The sequence below is a fragment of the Streptomyces luteoverticillatus genome (assembly GCF_003970715.1).
In the GTDB taxonomy this organism is placed as follows: domain Bacteria; phylum Actinomycetota; class Actinomycetes; order Streptomycetales; family Streptomycetaceae; genus Streptomyces; species Streptomyces abikoensis.
Genome location: NZ_CP034587.1, coordinates 5986658 through 6004020 on the forward strand (window position 1 = coordinate 5986658; position 17363 = coordinate 6004020).

At 69.4% G+C, this 17363-nt stretch carries 14 protein-coding genes, 1 tRNA gene and 2 pseudogenes; 7 read left to right on the forward strand and 10 right to left on the reverse strand.

Annotation, left to right across the window (positions count from 1 at the left end; translation table 11 throughout):
- Positions 1 to 867 (reverse strand): helix-turn-helix domain-containing protein, encoded by an 867-nt coding sequence (locus EKH77_RS26680; RefSeq protein WP_126916827.1) that lies wholly within the window; start codon positions 865 to 867, stop codon positions 1 to 3.
- Between the two features lie 136 nt (positions 868 to 1003).
- Between EKH77_RS26680 and EKH77_RS26685 the strand changes: the two genes are divergently transcribed.
- On the forward strand, positions 1004 to 1465 hold the full coding sequence (locus tag EKH77_RS26685) for an ATP-binding protein (RefSeq protein WP_240667546.1): 462 nt from the start codon (positions 1004 to 1006) through the stop codon (positions 1463 to 1465).
- 11 nt (positions 1466 to 1476) lie between these two features.
- On the opposite strand, the gene EKH77_RS26690 is transcribed toward EKH77_RS26685, so the two are convergent.
- Positions 1477 to 2268, reverse strand: coding sequence for an SGNH/GDSL hydrolase family protein (locus EKH77_RS26690; protein ID WP_126916828.1), 792 nt, complete (start codon positions 2266 to 2268; stop codon positions 1477 to 1479).
- Between the two features lie 140 nt (positions 2269 to 2408).
- On the opposite strand from EKH77_RS26690, the gene EKH77_RS26695 reads away from it, so the two are divergent.
- Entirely contained in the window at positions 2409 to 3200 is a 792-nt protein-coding gene (locus EKH77_RS26695) for a tyrosine-protein phosphatase (protein ID WP_126916829.1), read from the forward strand.
- A gap of 60 nt (positions 3201 to 3260) precedes the next feature.
- On the opposite strand, the gene tgmC is transcribed toward EKH77_RS26695, so the two are convergent.
- From tgmC to tgmA, 3 genes and pseudogenes are all read right to left on the reverse strand, one after another.
- Positions 3261 to 4427 carry an ATP-grasp peptide maturase system methyltransferase gene (tgmC, locus tag EKH77_RS26700; protein WP_126916830.1) on the reverse strand — a complete coding sequence of 389 codons (1167 nt, stop codon included), beginning with the start codon at positions 4425 to 4427 and terminating at the stop codon, positions 3261 to 3263.
- A pseudogene (gene tgmB / locus EKH77_RS26705) lies at positions 4424 to 5382 on the reverse strand (ATP-grasp ribosomal peptide maturase). Before tgmB ends, tgmC begins: the two are co-directional and overlap by 4 nt.
- Before the next feature lie 4 nt (positions 5383 to 5386).
- Positions 5387 to 5671, reverse strand: coding sequence for a putative ATP-grasp-modified RiPP (tgmA, locus tag EKH77_RS26710; protein ID WP_126916831.1), 285 nt, complete (start codon positions 5669 to 5671; stop codon positions 5387 to 5389).
- A gap of 853 nt (positions 5672 to 6524) precedes the next feature.
- On the opposite strand from tgmA, the gene EKH77_RS26720 reads away from it, so the two are divergent.
- The gene (locus tag EKH77_RS26720) at positions 6525 to 7631 is read left to right on the forward strand and encodes a helix-turn-helix domain-containing protein (RefSeq protein WP_240667547.1); all 1107 of its coding nucleotides are present in this window, start codon (positions 6525 to 6527) and stop codon (positions 7629 to 7631) included.
- A 19-nt stretch (positions 7632 to 7650) separates the two neighbouring features.
- On the forward strand, positions 7651 to 8229 hold the full coding sequence (locus tag EKH77_RS26725) for an HD domain-containing protein (RefSeq protein ID WP_126916833.1): 579 nt from the start codon (positions 7651 to 7653) through the stop codon (positions 8227 to 8229).
- A gap of 187 nt (positions 8230 to 8416) precedes the next feature.
- On the opposite strand, the gene EKH77_RS33120 is transcribed toward EKH77_RS26725, so the two are convergent.
- Positions 8417 to 8680 carry a hypothetical protein gene (locus tag EKH77_RS33120; protein WP_164737667.1) on the reverse strand — a complete coding sequence of 88 codons (264 nt, stop codon included), beginning with the start codon at positions 8678 to 8680 and terminating at the stop codon, positions 8417 to 8419.
- A gap of 302 nt (positions 8681 to 8982) precedes the next feature.
- On the opposite strand from EKH77_RS33120, the pseudogene EKH77_RS26730 reads away from it, so the two are divergent.
- Positions 8983 to 9336 (forward strand): annotated as a pseudogene (locus EKH77_RS26730) (MBL fold metallo-hydrolase); the annotation flags it as partial.
- Between the two features lie 89 nt (positions 9337 to 9425).
- On the opposite strand, the gene EKH77_RS26735 reads toward EKH77_RS26730, so the two are convergent.
- From EKH77_RS26735 to EKH77_RS26745, 3 genes are read right to left on the reverse strand one after another with little or no spacing between them, the layout of a single operon-like run.
- Complete coding sequence (locus tag EKH77_RS26735) at positions 9426 to 10529, reverse strand: HBL/NHE enterotoxin family protein (RefSeq protein ID WP_126916834.1); 1104 nt, start codon at positions 10527 to 10529, stop codon at positions 9426 to 9428.
- A 38-nt stretch (positions 10530 to 10567) separates the two neighbouring features.
- Positions 10568 to 11578 carry a hypothetical protein gene (locus tag EKH77_RS26740; protein WP_126916835.1) on the reverse strand — a complete coding sequence of 337 codons (1011 nt, stop codon included), beginning with the start codon at positions 11576 to 11578 and terminating at the stop codon, positions 10568 to 10570.
- Between the two features lie 57 nt (positions 11579 to 11635).
- Complete coding sequence (locus tag EKH77_RS26745; RefSeq protein ID WP_126916836.1) at positions 11636 to 12337, reverse strand: hypothetical protein; 702 nt, start codon at positions 12335 to 12337, stop codon at positions 11636 to 11638.
- 297 nt (positions 12338 to 12634) lie between these two features.
- Between EKH77_RS26745 and EKH77_RS26750 the strand changes: the two genes are divergently transcribed.
- Positions 12635 to 13531 (forward strand): chitosanase, encoded by an 897-nt coding sequence (locus tag EKH77_RS26750; protein WP_276319240.1) that lies wholly within the window; start codon positions 12635 to 12637, stop codon positions 13529 to 13531.
- Between the two features lie 82 nt (positions 13532 to 13613).
- Here EKH77_RS26750 and EKH77_RS26755 read toward each other — a convergent pair whose 3' ends face one another.
- A complete protein-coding gene (locus EKH77_RS26755; protein ID WP_126916837.1) occupies positions 13614 to 16949 on the reverse strand; it encodes an amidohydrolase family protein in 3336 nt (1111 codons plus the stop codon).
- Positions 16950 to 17234: 285 nt separating this feature from the next.
- On the opposite strand from EKH77_RS26755, the gene EKH77_RS26760 reads away from it, so the two are divergent.
- Positions 17235 to 17308, forward strand: a tRNA-Pro gene (locus EKH77_RS26760).
- The last annotated feature ends 55 nt before the right edge of the window (positions 17309 to 17363 follow it).

Sequence of the window (17363 nt, forward strand, 5' to 3'; positions counted from 1 at the left end):
TCAGATCTCCTTACGAATGCCACCGAGGATGGCCTTGGTGGTGTGTGCCGGCGCGGCCTGCGCGCACATCCGGTCCAGTGCCTCCAGGAACGACGAGACATCGTCACGCTGGTCGAAGTACGAGGCTCCGACGAGGTTCTCGGCGTACGCGATGTCGGGCAGCTCCTGGAGGGGGAACCGGAAGATGTGGAAGGGGCCGTACATCGCCGGGTGCGGCCCGGCGGCGAACGGCATGAGCTGGAGTCGTACGTTCGGCATGTCGGTGGCCTCGATGAGCCGGTCGACCTGGGCGCGCGTCACGTCCGGGCCGCCGATGGGGCGGCGCAGCACCGTCTCGTCCATCACCACCCACAGCAGCGGGGCGCCGTCCTTGGCGAGGAGGCCCTGCCGCTCCCGGCGGACGGTGACGGCGCGCTCGATCTCGGCGTCGCGGGCGTGCGGCATCCCGGCGCGGAGCACGGCCCGGGCGTACTCCTCGGTCTGCAACAGGCCGGGGACGTAGTGGGGTTCGTACGCGCGGATGAGATTGGCCTCTCCCTCCAGGCTCACGAACGCGCTGAACCACTCGGGGAGGACGTCGCGGAAGCGGTGCCACCAGCCGGGGCGGTTGGCCTCGCGGGTGAGGCAGAGGAAGCCCTCGACCTCGGCCGCGTCGAGCACCCCGTAGACGTGGAGGAGCTTCTCCACATAGGGGATCTTCAGCCCGACCTCGGCCTTCTCCATTCTGCGGACGGTGGCGTGGGTGACGTCCAGGGCGCGGCCCGCCTCCTCGTAGGAGAGCCCGGCCCGCTCCCTCAGGTGCTGGAGACGCTTGCCGAGCACGACCCTCAGGACCGTCGGGGCACCCGCCGGTCGCGAGTCCGCCACTGTCCACCCCCTCCAACTGCCGTCATATGCCAGCAGTGTGCCACGCGGTCTGTCGGCCCGACAGACTGTCCTTGCGATTCTGTAATTTGCAGGTTGAACCTTGCCACAACTGATACGTATCGCACATAGTTGCGGAGTGGTCCTCTCCCATGACGCACCATCGTCCGGGCTCTGCGGCAGATCTCTCCTCGGCCATCTGCGGCAGGACGCCTTTCATTTCCCCGCCCTCAACACCTCCGTGGCGGAGGCGCGCCAACGAGTCCTCACGCGACTGCGGGAGTGGGGAATAGACGAAGTGGCCTGCGACGACGCCCAGTTGGTGGTGTCGGAGCTGGTCACCAACGCGGTGCGGCACACGGACAGCGAGAAGGTCAGCTGCCAGCTGCGGGTGAGCCGCGTGGTGGTGCGCATAGAGGTCGCCGATCAGGGCGACGCCCCGACGGAGCCTCGGGTACGCCGGAGCGGTACGGACGAGGAGAGCGGGCGCGGGCTGCTCCTGGTCGGCGCGCTGTCCCGGGAGTGGGGGGTCCGGCCCGACGACAGCGGCCACGGCCGAGTCGTCTGGGCCGACCTGCCGCACGGACGGCACCCCCACTGACCGCCCCGGGCCTACAGCGGCAGCAGGTCCGGGCGCTTGGGCTCCACGTTGTCACCCGAGGACTCACCGCGCAGCCGGCGGCCGATCCACGGCACCAGGTACTCGCGCGCCCAGTGGACGTTGTCCCGGCGCACCTCGGCGGCCGAGCGCTGCTCCTCGTCCGGCCAGGGCTGGTCGGGGTCGGCGGGCACCTCGAAGCCCAGCACCTGGGCGGCCCGCAGCGCGACGCGCGTGTGCCCGTCGGGCGACAGGTGCAGCCGGTCCTCGCTCCAGGCCCGGCGGTCCTGGACCGAGCGCAGCGACCACAGGTCGAGGACCGGGCAGTCGTAGCGGTCGGCGATGGCCCGGACGTGGGCGGTGTACGTCGCGATCTTGCCCCGCAGATGGCGCAGGACCGGCATGCCCCGGGTGTCGAAGCCGGTGCACAGCAGGACCGTGCCGACGGAGGCGCGCAGCTCGGCGACGGCCGCCTCGTAGCGCAGGGCCACGTCGTCCGGGTCGCTGCCGGGGCGCAGGATGTCATTGCCGCCGGCGCAGAAGGAGACGAGGTCGGGGCCGAGCTCCTTGGCCCGGGGGACCTGCTCCTCGACGATCTGGTCCAGGAGGCGGCCGCGGACGGCGAGGTTGGCGTAGCGGAAGGAGTGTTCTTCCTGCCGGTCGGAGAGGAGTACGGCCAGTCGGTCGGCCCAGCCGACGAAGGTCCCGTCGGGGCCTGGGTCCCCGACGCCCTCGGTGAAGCTGTCCCCGACGGCTGCGTACGACCCGATCGCGCTCTTGCTGAATGAATTCGAATCGTCTGCCACGTCAGTGCATCATTCACGTTCTTGAGTGACCTACGCCACCGTAACCAGGGGTTGACGTGCCGTGATGTATCCCACCCCGGCAATGTGGCGTGACCCGGAATACGATCGGCGCCACGACCGGAACACCCCGAGGAGCGCACGTGACACAGACGCCGCCCGCCCCGCAGGCCGAGCCCGAGCTGGCGGGGGTCCGCAACTTCCGCGACCTGGGGGGTCTGCCGGCCGCCGACGGGCGGCGCGTCCGGCCCGGCGTCCTGTTCCGCAGCGGGCACCTGGCCCACGCCACCGAGGCGGACGCGGCGTTCCTCGCCTCGCTGGGCCTCCACACGATATTCGACTTCCGCAACGCCGCGGACATCGCGCTGGAGGGCCCGGACGTGACCCTCCCCGGCGTACGGAACGTCAACCTCCCGCTGAGCGACCCGGCCGACGGCAGCGAGTTCTGGCGGATGGTGCGCGACGGCGACCTGGCCACGCTGCGGTCCGTGCTGGGCGAGGGCCGCGCGGCGGACCGGATGGCCGCCTCGTACCGCAAGATCGTCACGACGCGGACGGCCGAGCACGGGCGCGTCGTGCGCGCCCTGGCCGAGGGCGACGTGCCCGCGCTGATGCACTGTGCCGCCGGCAAGGACCGGGCGGGGCTGTCGGTGGCGGTGACGCTGCTGGCGCTCGGCGTTCCGCGCGAGGCGATCGAGGCAGACTATCTGGAGTCCAACGCGCCGCACCGGCGGTATCGGGTGCGGCGCGACGCGGAGGTTTCTCCCGAGGTTTCGGAGCTGCTCTCTCCGCTCTTCGAGGCGCGGGCGTCTTATCTGGGGGCGGCGTTTGATGCGATCGGGGAGGTGTGGGGCACGGTCGACCGGTACCTTGCCGAGGGGCTCGGGCTCTCCGCCGCCGGGCGGTCCTCGCTTCAGGAGCGTTTGCTGCGCTGAGGCCGGTGGTCGGCGGTGTGCCCACCCCGTCCCGCGCGGTGGCCGACCAAAGTTTCCTGTTCAGGCAAGGCAGTGCTGCCACCGCAGCGCGGGATGGTCGCCGATCCAGTAGGTGTGACACACGCTGTCGACGTGCAGGCGGACGGTAGTGATGTCCGGGCGGCCGGCGTCCTGCCACGCGTTAAGCGCCGTCTCAATGTCGTCCCAGAGTGATACCGGGCCGCCTTGCCGGACCGTCCAGCTTTTGTCGGCCGCGATGAACTCGGCAAACGATTCGCGCTCCGGGTCGAAGAGATACAGCAGCGGGGTGCCGTCGCTGCGCGTCGCGCGAACGAACTGTGCACCGGGGGCGGCGAGCTGGGTGAGAAAGGCGGGCATCCAGTCCTCCAGCACGAGGGGAGAGACCCTTGTGTCCCTCTCGCTGTCGGCATAGGCGGTGCGGGCGGACAGGTCTCCGGCCACAGGAGTGACGGCCTGGGCCCGTGCCTGCATGAAGGAAGAGCAGCCGATGATCTCGCCTTCGGCGGTGCCGTCGTCGCCAACCGTGACCTTCGCGAGGCCTGTGCCGTACGGCCACGAGCCGACCGTGGAGAGGACAACGCCACCGGGGTTGGTCTGCTGGATCCAGGTGTACGGAATTCGGCGGATCGCGCAGGTGGCGATCACCCTGTCGTAGGGGGCGCGGCGTGGGTGCCCGAGGAGCCCGTCTCCGGTCACGGTCCACGTCGAGTAGCCGGCGGTTTCCAGCGCGGTATCCGCACGGGCCGCCACTTCAGGGTCCACCTCGATGGTGGTCACGTTGTCCTCGCCGAGGTGGTGGCACATCAGGGCCGCGGAGTAGCCGGTGCCTGTACCGATCTCCAGCACGCGGTGACCGGCCTGCGCATCGAGGCTTTCGATCATGCTGACCACTGTGGCCGGTGTGGTCGATGAGGACGTGGGCACGCCGGTCACGGGATCGTCGACCTGGTCGGCGGTCAGGTGGCCGTCGAGCTGAGTGGTGAGCGTGTCACAGTCGTATGCGATCTGCGCCCACTCGACCGGGTCTGCGCCGACTGCAGGGACAGGACGCCAACGTCCCCCCGTTTCAGGCAGAAACACCCCAGGGTTGAGGAATAGCTCTCGGGGTACTGTCTCGACAGCTCTCCGCAGCCCCGGAGACTTGAGGACGCCACCGTCCACCAGAAGGTCGGCAAGGCGATGGCGCTCGGACGCGGTGTCAATCATGAGATAACTCCTCGTGTGAGTAGGTCGGCGAACGCGGCGGACATCTCCAGCCCGGTCTTCCCCTCCAGCCACCCCCACTGGCCATTCGGGTTCAGCTCCAGCCACCAGTGGACCCCCGCTCGATCCACGGCAAGATCGAAACTTCCGGAGACCAGCCCGACGTGATCCAGATAGGCCAGCAGCGCCTTGTTCACTCCTCTGGGCAGGCCTTCCACGGTGTAGGAGAGGGCGCTGTAATCCCTGCGCCAGTCCAATAGGCCGGAGTCAATGCGTACGGTGAACGTGCGCCGACCGACGATCAGCACCCGAAGGTCAGCGATCTTGTCCACGCGGGCCTGGAACAGGTGTGGCGTCACGCGGACGCTGTCGTCGATCTCGTCGGCGGTGACCGGATCCGCCCAGCCGGTCAGCGGGACGCCGTTTCGTTCATACGGGGTCCATCGCAGCGGCTTGGAGATCACTTGACCGTGAGCGGCGATGAACTCGCGCGCGTCGGCAGGGGCGTTGGTGACGAGCGTCGGTGGCACGGTGAGGCCGAGCCGCTGGGCGAGGGCAAGCTGCGTGGGTTTGTAGTCGGCCACGGCAATGCGAAGGGGGTGGTTCACCCACAGCGGGCCGTCAAGGGCGTAGAGGATGCCACCGAGCCCGTAGCGGACCTGAGCAGCGGCGAACCGGGAATCGTCGGGGGCAGGTATGGGAAGCGGGGCCACTCCGGACGGCGCCAGTACACCGCCCGTACACGAGACAGATCAGCGGTTCTCGACGGGGTGTGCATCTGCCCGGCCACAGGTGCCGGGCAGATGCCGAACCGAGCCGAGACCGTCAGGTCGGCGCCGATGTCGGCGGGGTTGAATCTGACCACCGGCACGTTCCGCCGATTGAGCTCGTTGATCACCATGTCAGCGGTCAGATCATCCGCCTCGGTGGCCACGAGCACCGGCCTCTCCTCGGCCATGATGTCAGTCCTGCTCGGAGTCCTGGTCGTGCCCCTGGTCGTTCCGGGAGTCCGAGTTCGTGGTGGTCGAGGTCTCGGTTCCTTGGCTCGTGCCGTGCTTCCCCATCTCGACGACCTGGCCGACGCGATCACGGAACACGCCGAGCTGCGTCGCGGGATCAATGGTGACCGTGGCATGCGGTCGGCGAACGGTCATCGGGTACGGCGCGAGTCGGCCGGCGCACCAAGGACGAACAAGGGTGAGGTTCGTAGCAGACGTGACGCGCTCGGTATCGGTGGTCGCGGACATGCCGCGCCCCCTTTCTCTCGTAGGCCCCGGCCCGGCTGGGCTCGGGATACTCGCCTCACACGGGGCGGCGGCGGGCGAGGCGCCCCAGCTCCGGTCACGCGTAGGCCACCGACAGGTAGCTCGTGACCAGAGCCGGGGCGATGATGCTCCAACCCGGCCGCTCGCGACCAGACGGCTGGGGTGATCGGCCGCCGATCCGCTCGCGCGGGCGGGGAACGGATTGTGGTACCGGATCGCCATCAGCGCTATCCCGTGTGGTGTCTGCGGGTGTGCTCCTCACGCAGGGCCTCGACCCTCGCTGCTTCGGCGAGGTCACCGCGGGCCAGACACGCCTTTTGCGAGGTGATCGATTCGCGGCAGTTCTCACACGTGATGTGCCCGACGGACCCGACGGCCGACGTGTGTGGCAGAGAGAGGACCGGCGGCCGGTAGGTGATCGGCGCGGCGATGTGCGGCGGGATCATCACGAGTGTCCTCCCGTCATGCTGGCCAATTCGCGCGCCGCGCTGCAACGGTGACCCGGGGAGTGGCTGCACTCGCAGCGCGGGAAGCGCAACGGGTCGTCCTCAACGGTTTTGGCGGCGCGCACGTAGCGTGTGGGTCCCCAGGTGCGTCCGCTGTCCAGCGAGACCCGCATCGTCATCTGAGCGGTGCCGGGGTCCCTGCCCCTCTGCCTGGTCATGTGTTCGAGCCTCCGTGTGTCCCGCTCTCCGCTGGCGAGCAACTGGTGGTCAACTTCCGGCCCTCCAAAGGACCCTGGTCGATTCCATGGCCTGACCGTACGGTCGTCCGCAATGCAGTAGGACTGACTACGAGTACGTATTCCGCCGTGGAACGCACTCGAGGAGCCGACATGACCACAAGACCGCCCGCACGCCGTCGTGCGGTCACAGGAATTATCGCCGGGTACGTTCTGCGCCTGGCCAGAGAGAGCGCCCTGTACACGCAAATTGGGCTGGCTGAAGCCCTGGAGGTCGACCTCGCCACCGTCCAGGGCTGGGAGTCAGGGCGTCGGCCACTGGCAAACATGAGGGCAGGTGGCCTGCTGGACCTGAAACGACGCTTACCGGTGCTCGGAGCAGACCGGGACGTTGTCCAGCTCCTGGAAGCCGCGATGGATGCTGACCGTATTGTCGGCGCGGCCCTCGACCCTCCCCAGCGTCCCGACCAGCATCCCCTTGCGGAATGGGTTCACACCCGCACGACTGCCCACATGATCGCTTGGGCAGTGAACGGTACGCCGCCGCCGTCGATCGCGAACAGGCCATCGCCTACCCGTCGTGGCGCTTCCCCCATCGCTCCCCGGCTGCCGGTGCAGGAGCGATCGGTCCTCTTCACGCAACTACGCGATACGGCGGAAGCAGCGCACACAGCAGGAGACGGCGCCGCGCTGCTACGCCGCCAGGCGCTCTATCTCACCTCGTACGACCGGAGTCCTGGGGCACCCGCCTGGACGTCTCATGCCTTGCACAGCCGGCGCGGCGTGCTCGCTGTGCGAGGCTGGTCACAGCACTGGGCGGAGGCACGTTCCATGGCAGCCGCACTTGCCCGGCAGGGTGACCAGCAGCCGCTGTTGGACTTCATCAACCGCTCCCTTGTGGACGACGAGGCCGCCGAGGCCGCGAACCTGAACTATTGGGCTTACTGGCTTGGCGCTGCCCGCGGACCACAGAGTAATGACGCCTTCATGCTTGACCGCAGGCTGACCGACTGGGACCCGGTTACCCTTCTGCGCCTTCTCGTTCAAGGACTGGATGAGGCTCCGACCTACGTCGAGCTGTATGCCCACTCGCTGTGGGCACTCCTGACGGCATGTCCCTGGCTGCCCCAGGCTGCGCCGAAGCTCTCCGCCGACCTCCGTGAGCGCATCGAACGCATCCTTGACAGCGGCGGCATTTCGGCAAGATCTCGACAGGAACTTGGGACGGTGACATACCGTCTACGCGAGCATGGCAACTGACGAACCGGAGGGGTACCACATGGCCGACGAGACCGAGCACGCCCAGGGCACGGCTGGCTTCCTTCTGGAAATGGGCATGCTGAAGCGCGCCAAGAGGAGCGGGTGGTGGATCGCTGGGGTCAAGGATCCGGAGACCATCGCCGAACACAGCTTCCGAGCTGCCATCGTCGGGTCAGTCTTGGCCATGATGGAGGGAGCCGACCCGGCGAAGACAGCCCTCCTGAGCCTGTGGCACGACACCCAGGAGACCCGGGTAGGAGACATCCCGCACGTCGGCCGACGGTATCTGAACGCTGCGTCGAACGAAAAGGTCACCGCGGACCAAGTCTCGGCGTCGCACCCCGCCGTCAAGGCGGCAGCGCAACGCATCGTAAGCGAGTACGAAAACGGCGACTCACTGGAAGTCGTCTGCGCACACGACGCGGACAAGCTTGAGTGCCTCATCCAGGCCGTGGAGTATCGCGAACAGGGTTACAAGAACGTCGGGCCTTGGATCGACAGCAGCATCTCGAAACTCAAGACCGCATCGGCCCAGGCCCTCGCCGAAGCAGCGCTGCGAATGACTTCAGTGGAGTGGCAGCAGACCTACCTCCCCTGAGCCGGCCGAGGACCGAGGGGTTTGCCAGGCCAAGTCGTAGCCCCCGTCGACAGCCCCCTCCCTCCGAGGAGGGGGTTTCCTTACATCCGTGTGCATCAACGCAACGGGGGTGGGAGGCGTCTGATGGAGCGTCAGGATGGTGTGGAATCGGCAGGGAGCATGGCTCAGTTAGGGGTGGGCCTGACCTTCAGACTTGGGTGTGCTCGCGTGCCTGCGGCACTCGCCAGGTGGCGGCCTGTACGGTTTTGGTGTTCTCGACCCGTTGTGTCACCTCACCAGCACCCCGGAGCGCGGCCACCAGGGCCCAAACGGCGTCCTGCGGAATGCTCGTGTACTCCGCGACCAGCGCGACGGCCGCAGCTGCAAGATCGAACTCGGGGGCACGGTTGTTAATCCAGTCGCCCAACTCGGGTCGCTTCCAGGGCGGAACCTTGGTTGCGCTGACGTTCAAGTCTCCGCGACGCCAACACGCGGCAGCCCCGCATGAGGGCGAAGCGGCGAAGGTCTAGCTCTGGCTCGCGGTGCATGGGCAGGGAGGAGTGATTCCCGCTGCCGCAGCTCCTCTGGCTCTCGTAGCTCCGCGTCCAGACCAGGGTGAGTCAAACAAGGCTAATCCCAACTTTGGTGTCATATGGGATGTAGGTGTCAAGCATCCACATCTGTGACACCTGGGTGAGCCTGTGCTGACGTGGATGCCCGGCCGCGTCCACGTGTGCGTTTGCCTAGCCTGCTGATCTGCACTTGGTGTGGATCTGGCCGGACATCCACATGACCCCGGAGGAGGGCATGCGCGCTCACCTCGACCTCCAGGGCGGCGACGCCACGCAGGGCGTCATGATGCCGATCCACTGGGGCACGTTCAACCTCGCCCCGCACCCGTGGGCGGAGCCCGCGGAGTGGTCGAAGGACGCGGCGGAAGAGACCGGGTATGTCGTGGCGCTCCCCAAGCCCGGCGAACCCTTCGAGCCCGCCGGCGCCGTCCCCGTGGATCCTTGGTGGCGAGCGGTGGCACCTCCCCTCAGCCACCCGTGGCGCAGCCCCGAGGCCCCGGCCGTCATCCCGGAGCCCGAACTGCAGCGTGAGTTCGACCTTGCCGAGGAGCGGTGACGGGCACCGCCTGAAGGTGGCGCGCGGAGTGCCCGGAGCGGCGATGCCGCTCCGGGCAAGGTGCGTCATGACCGTCGCCTACGTGGCGATCACGCGTACTGGAGGAGCTGGGTCTGGATGATCTGGCTCGTGGGTGCGCTGGAATTCGTCACCACCTGTGCGGTGGTCAGGTTGTTCTCCATGGCGGACACCTTGTTGAGGATGTCGGGCGTGACCCCGTCGGCAGCCCTCAGGTAGAGCTCTCGCAGGACAGCGACGTTTGTCTGGCTGCCTCTGTCGACATAATCCGCGACGGATCCCAGTGACGCCTTGAGGCTGTCCCATCCGTTGGCGACGCTCTGCGCCGCGGCGGCCGCCTCGTGCGCCTGCTTCCCCAGAGAGGTCAGCCCGGCCTCGCAGGCCTGGAGCAGCTTCACCTCGTCCCGGATCCTCTGCTGCCTCCGGAGGATCTCGCCCCTCTGGTCGTGGAGTTGCGCCAGAGCCTGCCCGTTGGTGCGCCCCATCCCCTTGACGAGCAGCGCGCCGCCGCCGATGGCCAGCCCCAGGGACAGCCCTCCGGTGAACACCGCGCCGAGCACGCCGACGGCTATCAAGGCCAGGCCGCCGAGGATGGCCAAGCCGTTCGCCGCCCTGGAGGAGTTCGCCTGGATCTGCGCGTTCACCTGCTTCAGCTGGTCGTCCAGCTGTTTGAGGATGCCTTGGTCGCCGCCCACCACGGAGTGCAGCTTGGTGGCGTAGGAGGCGAACTCCCTTCCGTTGGCCCCGAAGGCGTCGCGCATGCCCTGCATGCTCGTGGCGTGCTGCTGCGCCTTGTCCCTGAGTCTGCCCACATCGTCCCGGATGGCACGGAGCAGTTGCGCCACGGTGTTCGGGGGTAAATTCTGCTGGAGAATGTCGACGAACGCTCCTTGGAGAGCGAAGTACGAGCGGGTCTCGGCGAGCAGTGCCATGGATTGCGGCTGCACATTGTTGAGGTACGTTCTGGCCGTGTTCGCGGCACGGTCCAGTTCCTGGTTGATCCCCGCCGCGTACGCCCTTATCTGGCTGTTGTCGCTACGGCTCAGGTCGAGCCGCGCCTGCTGTGTCACGCTCAGCGCGTACGACTGGACGATCGCGGTCATTCCCCCTTGCTGTACGACCGCGTTTCCCAATTGCTGCTGCTGTGCGATGCTCGTCTGGATGGCCGTGGTCATGCTCTTCCCTTCGGTTGCGTTTCCCGGTGATCCGGGCGTCAGTTTCCGGTGATCGCGGCACTCAGTGTCTTCGTCCGCTCCCGAAGCGATTCCCACTTGACGGCGGCCTCGTCGATGTCCTTGGCCAGCGCGAAACTGTCACTGGGCCGCGTGTGCTTCACCACGGCCGCCGAGTATTCCGCGTACATCTGCTGCCACATGTTGGCGACGGCTCTGGCCGGCCCCGCGACAGCGCACACACTGCGCACATAGGCGTCGCAGTCCGAGTCGACCTTCAGCAACGTCTGCAACCCGGCCTGCTGCCCGGCAAGTTCCTTGTAGAGCGTCTCGAGCTTTTCGGTGTCCTTGCGGAGCTTCTGCAGCGCTCTTCCGACATCGCCGGCCTCCGGGTCACCAGTGGCCTTGATCCCGATTCCCCTGAGGGAGTCCGCGACGGAATCGAGGATCTTCCGCGCCCCCTTCCCGGACCTGTGGGACGCCTCGATGACGTCGTCCAAGTCCTTGCGCACGGTCTGCCGCATGTCCTTCAGCGCACGGGACGTGGTGGGGATCTTCCCCGTGCCCGTGGAAAGTCTCCTGATCTCGGCACCCGTGCGGTCGGCGAGGACGGCTCCCCGGGCCTTCACCTGCTCGCAGAAACCCTCGTACAGGCCGGCGAACTCGTCCGCCATCTGCTGGAAGGTTCCGAAGTCCTTCGTCACGGCGTCGAGGCAGACGGCCGACTGTTCGGGAGCCGTCGCGGCCAGCGTCCGTATGCTCTGGAAGAGCGCGACAGCGCTCTGGATATCGACGAGCCTCTTGACGACTCCGGGGACCTGCGTGCCCAGGTAGGCGCGAGCGCTGTCCCTGACCTCTTCCTGAGCCGTGCGCATGTTCTGCGCCTCGTTCTTGTCCGTGGTCTCCACCGCCACCTCGGCGGCGCCGACCAGGCTCCAGGTCTGTGCGGCGAGAGCCGCCGTCACCAGCTTGTCCACGGCGCGCCCCAGCGCGATCGGGTCGAGCGACCCGGTCGGCGCGATGCTCGGTCCGGCCTCTGACGACGAGGTCATGCGTACCTCCAACTGTCGAATGAAACAGTGAGTTTCTTTGTTTTCCCGGAGAGGCGGTTACGGATTCGGCGCCGCGAGGCCCACCGCCATGAAGGAGAACCCCAGAGAGGTCCAGACACCGTTGGTCGCGGTGCGCACGTCGAACATGCCCGTGTCGACGCTTTCGACCGAGAGGGTTCCCCGCTCACCGCCCTTCCGTAAAGTGGCCAGGACGGTCGGCGGAGAAACGAATGCCTCGGTGAAGACGACCCTGTGCACCCCCGTCAGACCCGGCTTCACGACGAAGCCGTCGCCGGAGATGATGTTTCGGTTCGCGTCGACGGTTCCGTGCACCCGCCGCTCCACCGGCCGCGGTGGCTGCTGGGCGCCGATGTGGAAGTTCAAGGCCGCCGTGGTGGTGCCGATGACGAGGCCGTCCGGGCCGGTCCGGGGGCCCGCCGCGGCGTCCGGCAGCGCTTGGACGTTGACGGAGTAGAAGCCCGCGGGCTGATTGCCGATCGCTTTGGCCTTGAAGCGCACAAGGCTGCCGTCGAGTTCGCGGCTCACGTCCATCAGTTGTTCGTTGATACCTTCGTCGATCTTCATATAGCGGACCTGGCCGCCGGGCGGAAAGGTCAGCCCTTGGGGGAGTTTCACGCGGATGGTTTCGCCGGGGCCGACCGGGAGGCCGTCGACGAACACCTCGATGGTGAAAGAGGCGTTGGCTCCCGGCGCCAGGGTCAGCGGGTTCGGGTTTCCCTGAGTGATGTGAAATGCCATGTCGGTTCTTCCCCTTCTCGTTCTCTCCGTGTGTGGAGTGGTGACAGCACACCGCAAATGAGCAAATGGTCAATCAACGATCCATTGACGCGCAGGTGGCGGAGTCGGCGTTCCGGGCCGCGAGCGGCGCCGGGCATCGAGCATCGTGGGCGGCCACGCAACCGTCCACGGGGCCTCGACCGGCTGAGGCGCATCCAAGCCATTCGCGTCAGCCGTACCGGCGACCTCTTGCGGGTGAAGTGGAGCTGCCGCTTCAATGCCCGGTGTCGGTTAGGAAACTTTCCTAACCACCAGTCAATGGCCCTGCACGAAACGGAGTTCCGCATGCCGGCGAATACGACCCTCGCCCGCCTCGCCTTACCGGTCCTGGCGATGGCCCTGCCCGCGTCCCTCGCCCTGGCCGGCCCGGCCCAGGCGGCCCAGGCGGCGCAGCCGTCCCCCGTCCATACCGCCACGGTCCCCGCCGCGGCCGTGGCGGGCGCGCCGCTCGACGACCCGTACGAGAAGGACATCGCCATGCGGCTGGTCTCCAGCGCGGAGAACTCCACGCTGGACTGGCGGGGACAGTTCCGGTACATCGAGCCCTACCCCGACGGCCGGGGCTACACCGGCGGCATCATCGGCTTCACCTCGGGCACCGGCGACATGCTCGAGCTCGTCGAGCGCTACACCAAGAAGAAGCCGGACAACCCGCTCGCCAAGTACCTTCCCGCCCTGCGCAAGGTCAACGGCAGCGACTCGCACGCCGGGCTCGGCAAGCCCTTCGAGGAGGCCTGGCGGAAGGCGGCCGACGAGGACAAGGCGTTCCGGGACGCCCAGGAGGCCGAGCGCGACCGTGTCTACTTCGACCCGTCCGTCAAGCAGGCCAAGGCGGACGGCCTGCGCACCCTCGGCCAGTTCGTCTACTACGACGCGATCGTCATGCACGGCCCCGGCGACGGCAAGGACAGCTTCGGCGGCATCCGCAAGGCCGCCCTCGCCAAGGCCAAGCCCCCGGCCCAGGGCGGCGACGAGAAGGCCTACCTCGACGCCTTCCTCGACGCCCGCAAGAAGGTCATGAAGAAGGAGGAGGCCCACAGCGACACCAGCCGCGTCGACACGGCCCAGCGCGTCTTCCTCAACGAGGGCAACTTCGACCTCCGGCCGCCGCTGAAGTGGAAGGTCTACGGCGAGTCGTACCGGATCGACAAGTAGATCGACAAGTAGATCGACAAGTAGCCGCACGGAGTACGGGCGGGCCCGGGGCGACAGGCCCCGGGCCCGCCCGCCGTGTCCATCAGTGCCCGTCGAGGTGGCCCAGCTCGCTCAGGTCGCAGCAGGAGTCCCGGCGCAGTTGCCGCCCGACCTCGAGCCACTCCCCGTGGAGCCGCCCGTGGCGCGGGGCCAGGTCGGCCGTCCCCTCGTACGAGGCCACGAGCTCCCGCTGCTCGAAGCGGACGCCGCCGCGCAGCACCGAAGCCGTCCGCACGAGCGTGTCGAAGTCCGTGAACGGGTCGCCGTCGATCACGGTGGCGTCGGCGAGCTTGCCGACCTCCAGCGTCCCCAGGTCCCGTTCCGCCCCGAACGCCCGCGCCGGCAGCACCGTCGCCGTCCGCAGCGCCTGGGCGGGCGTCAGCCCGTACCGGTGGAGGGCGCGCAGCCCGAGGTGGAGGGAGAGGCCGACGGGGACGAGCGGGGCGTCCGTGCCGAGGGCCACGACGCCGCCGCCCGACAGCACCTTCCGGTAGACGTCGATCTCGCGGCGCAGCGTGGTCAGCTGGTCGTCCGTGGGCGCCTTCGCGGCGGTCTGCCGGACGGTCGCCACGTCCCACGGCGGCATCAGCACGGTGACGCGGGGGTCCTCGGCCAGGTCCGGGGTCTCGCCGAGCAGGGGGACGGAGGTGAAGATCGTGGCGATCATGCGGAAGTCGGTGCCGGTGTAGATCTCCGTCAGGTCCTGGTACGCCCGGCCGGTGGCCGTCGTGGCGTGGCCGAACTCGAGCCGCTGCGTCGCCTGGAGGTGCGTGGTGAGGTCCTGCCCCAGCTGGACGCCCGGCGAGCACAGGTGGCTGCCCGTGCGCACCCCGAGCCGTTCGTGCGCGAATCGGGCCGCCTCGCGCATGACCCAGCCCGGCGCGCGGACGTACGTCTTGACGAAGTCCCAGTCCAGGGCGGTCGCGCGGGTCAGGGAGCGGCGCAGTCCCTCCTCGGTGCGGTGGGCGCGGCCCATGGTGTAGGCGACGCGCGGGCCGTCCAGCAGCTCGCCCGCCGTCAGCAGCCTCGGCCCGGCCAGCGCGCCGGCCGCCACGGCCTCGCGGATGCGGGCCTGCTCGTAGGCGAAGCCGCCGAGGGAGACGGCCGTGGTGATCCCGTAGGCCAGCTGGAGGGCGGTCTGGCGGCCGCCGTAGGTGTACTGCCAGGGGTGGGTGTGGGCGTCCCAGAGGCCGGGGATCACGGTCTGGTGCGAGGCGTCGACGGTCCGCAGGGCGGGCCGGCGGGCCCGGCGGGGCTCGACGGCGGCGATCCGGCCGTCGCGGACGAGCAGGTCGACGTCCTCGCGGACGGTCGTGCCCGTGCCGTCCCAGAAGCGGCCCGCGCGCACGACGGTGTCGGCGGGGGTGGGGCGGCGGTAGTCGAGGGCGACGGGGACGGTGCGGGCGGTGCCGTCCGCCACGTCCAGCAGCCGCAGCCGCCCGGCGGACAGGTAGAGGATCCGGCGGCCGTCGGCGGACCAGGAGGGGTGGTCGGCGGCCTCGTCGGTCAGCCGGCGCGGCTCGCCGTCGGGCGTGCCGTCGGCGCGTACGGGCAGCAGCCACAGCGCCGATTCGTTGATCACGGCCATCGAGCGGCCGTCGGGCGACCAGACGGGCCCGGAGTCGTAGCGGTCGGAGACCGAGGCGTGCGGGGCGAGGGCGTGCAGCCGGGCGGCTCCGCTGTCGGCGTCGACGACCCTGATCAGGTTGTAGCCCTCGCGGAACCGCTGGTTGAGGCGGTTGCGGTCGCACAGGGCGACGAAGCGCCCGTCGGGCGACCAGGTGGGCCGGCCCGGCAGGCCGCCCGCGCCCATGGGGGCCGCCAGCAGCTTCTCCGTGCCCGCCGCCAGATCGCGGACGATGAGGTTGCCGGACATGTCGACGCAGGCCAGGCGGGTGCCGTCGGGGGAGAGCGCCGGGTGGACGCGCCCGCCGTCGGCCAGCACGGTCTCCTCGCCGGAGGCGAGGTCGCGGCGGCGGACGGCGTAGAGCCCGTCGCGGTCGTCCGTGAAGATCAGCGCCCGGCCGTCGCGGGTCCAGGTGGGGGCCATGACGTACCGCCCGGGGGAGGCGGCGAGAACCTGCCGGGGCCGGTCGCCCTTGTCGATCTCCGCGACCCAGAGGGCGTTGAGGGCCGCGAAGGCCACCTGACGGCCGTCGGGGGAGAGGGCGGGCAGATGGAGCGAGCGGACGCGGCGGACGACCGCGCCGGTGTCCGCGAAGTCGTACCGCTTGACCTCGTAGCGGGGCCGGTCCAGGGGCAGCTCGGCGTGGAAGGGGATGGTCGCCGCCGGTACGCCCCGGGCGCCGGCCGGGGGCGTGGGCGCGGGGGCGGCGGAGGGGTGGGGGAGGGAGTCGGCGGCGGGTGCCCGGGGCGGCTCGGGGGCGGCGCCGGGTCTGATGATCGTGAACTGTCCGCCGACGGTCAGCAGCAGCTCGTCGCGGGAGACCCAGCGCGGCGGCACGGGCTCCACGTCGCCGTCGACGGGCACGACGGCCCCGTCCACGACGAGGACGCAGGTCGCGGTGGGCGCGGCCGTCGTCCGCAGATAGGCCAGCCGCCCGGTGGGCGAGACGGCCGGCGTCATGATCTGCGCGCCGGCCGCGCCCTCGGCGCGCTCGACGCGCACCGGCCCCCGCCCGTCGGCCGCCACGGACGCGACCGTACGGGCCTGGAGCGCGCCCCCGGTCACCTGGCCCCGGACGAACAGCAGCCGCTTGCCGTCCTGCGACCAGACGGGGTCGAAGTCCTCCCACGCCCCGTCCTGCCCGGGCCCCTCCTGCCCGTCGCCCCCGGTGATCCGCGTCAGCGCGCCCGTCCGTACGTCGACCACCCACACCCGGTAGGGGCTGCCCGCCACAGGGTCGCCCCCGCGCTCGGACGCGAACGCGATCCGCGTCCCGTCCGGCGACCAGGCCGGTCCCCGGTCGTCCCACGGCCCGTCCGTCACCTGCCGCAGCCCGGAGCCGTCGGGCCGCAGGGTCCAGATGTGGAAGCCGCCGCCCCGGTAGGCGCAGACGGCCAGCAGCCGCCCGTCGGGCGAGTAGGCCGGTCTGGTCGGCTCGAGATCGGCCGGGGTGATCGCGACGGCCTCCCCGCCCTCGCGCGGCACGGACCACAGCACGTTCTGCACCTCGACGACCAGCCGCCCGCCGCCCGGCGCGAGCGACCCGGCGCCATTGGTGGCGGCCGTGAACGACAGCGCGCCACCCTTGGCGCGTGGGGCCGCCACCGCTTCTATCGCGTCCACGGGCAGCGCGACGGCCGCACCGGCCACGGCGGCGGTACCGGCCGCCGCCTGAAGAAAACCGCGTCGGGAGAAGGTGGTGTCCAACTGTCCTCCTGGGTCGGGGGAGTTGCACGGGGCGGCAGCCCCCATGGCGGAAGCCGATGGTTGCACGCCCCACAGGCCATGGGTCAACACCCTGGGCCGATCACGAACCCCCGCCAGGCCCGTTTCCCGGGGTGCCCACGTGGCACCCCCCACCGCCGACCTCCGGGGGCGGGGGATTCTTCATCCGAACGGGTAACCCACGTCACACCCCCGCGGGGCCCGCGTCGTGCCGGAGGGGGGGCGGCGCAAGGGGTGAGCGAGCACCGCGCGAAGTGCGGTATTGTTCTCATGCGCGGTCGGCGAGGGCGAAAGCCCGGGCCGGACGAGCACCGGGACGTGGCGCAGCTTGGTAGCGCACTTGACTGGGGGTCAAGGGGTCGTGGGTTCAAATCCCGCCGTCCCGACACGGTGAAAGAAGCCTCTGATCAGCGGGAAACCGCAGGTCAGAGGCTCTTTTCG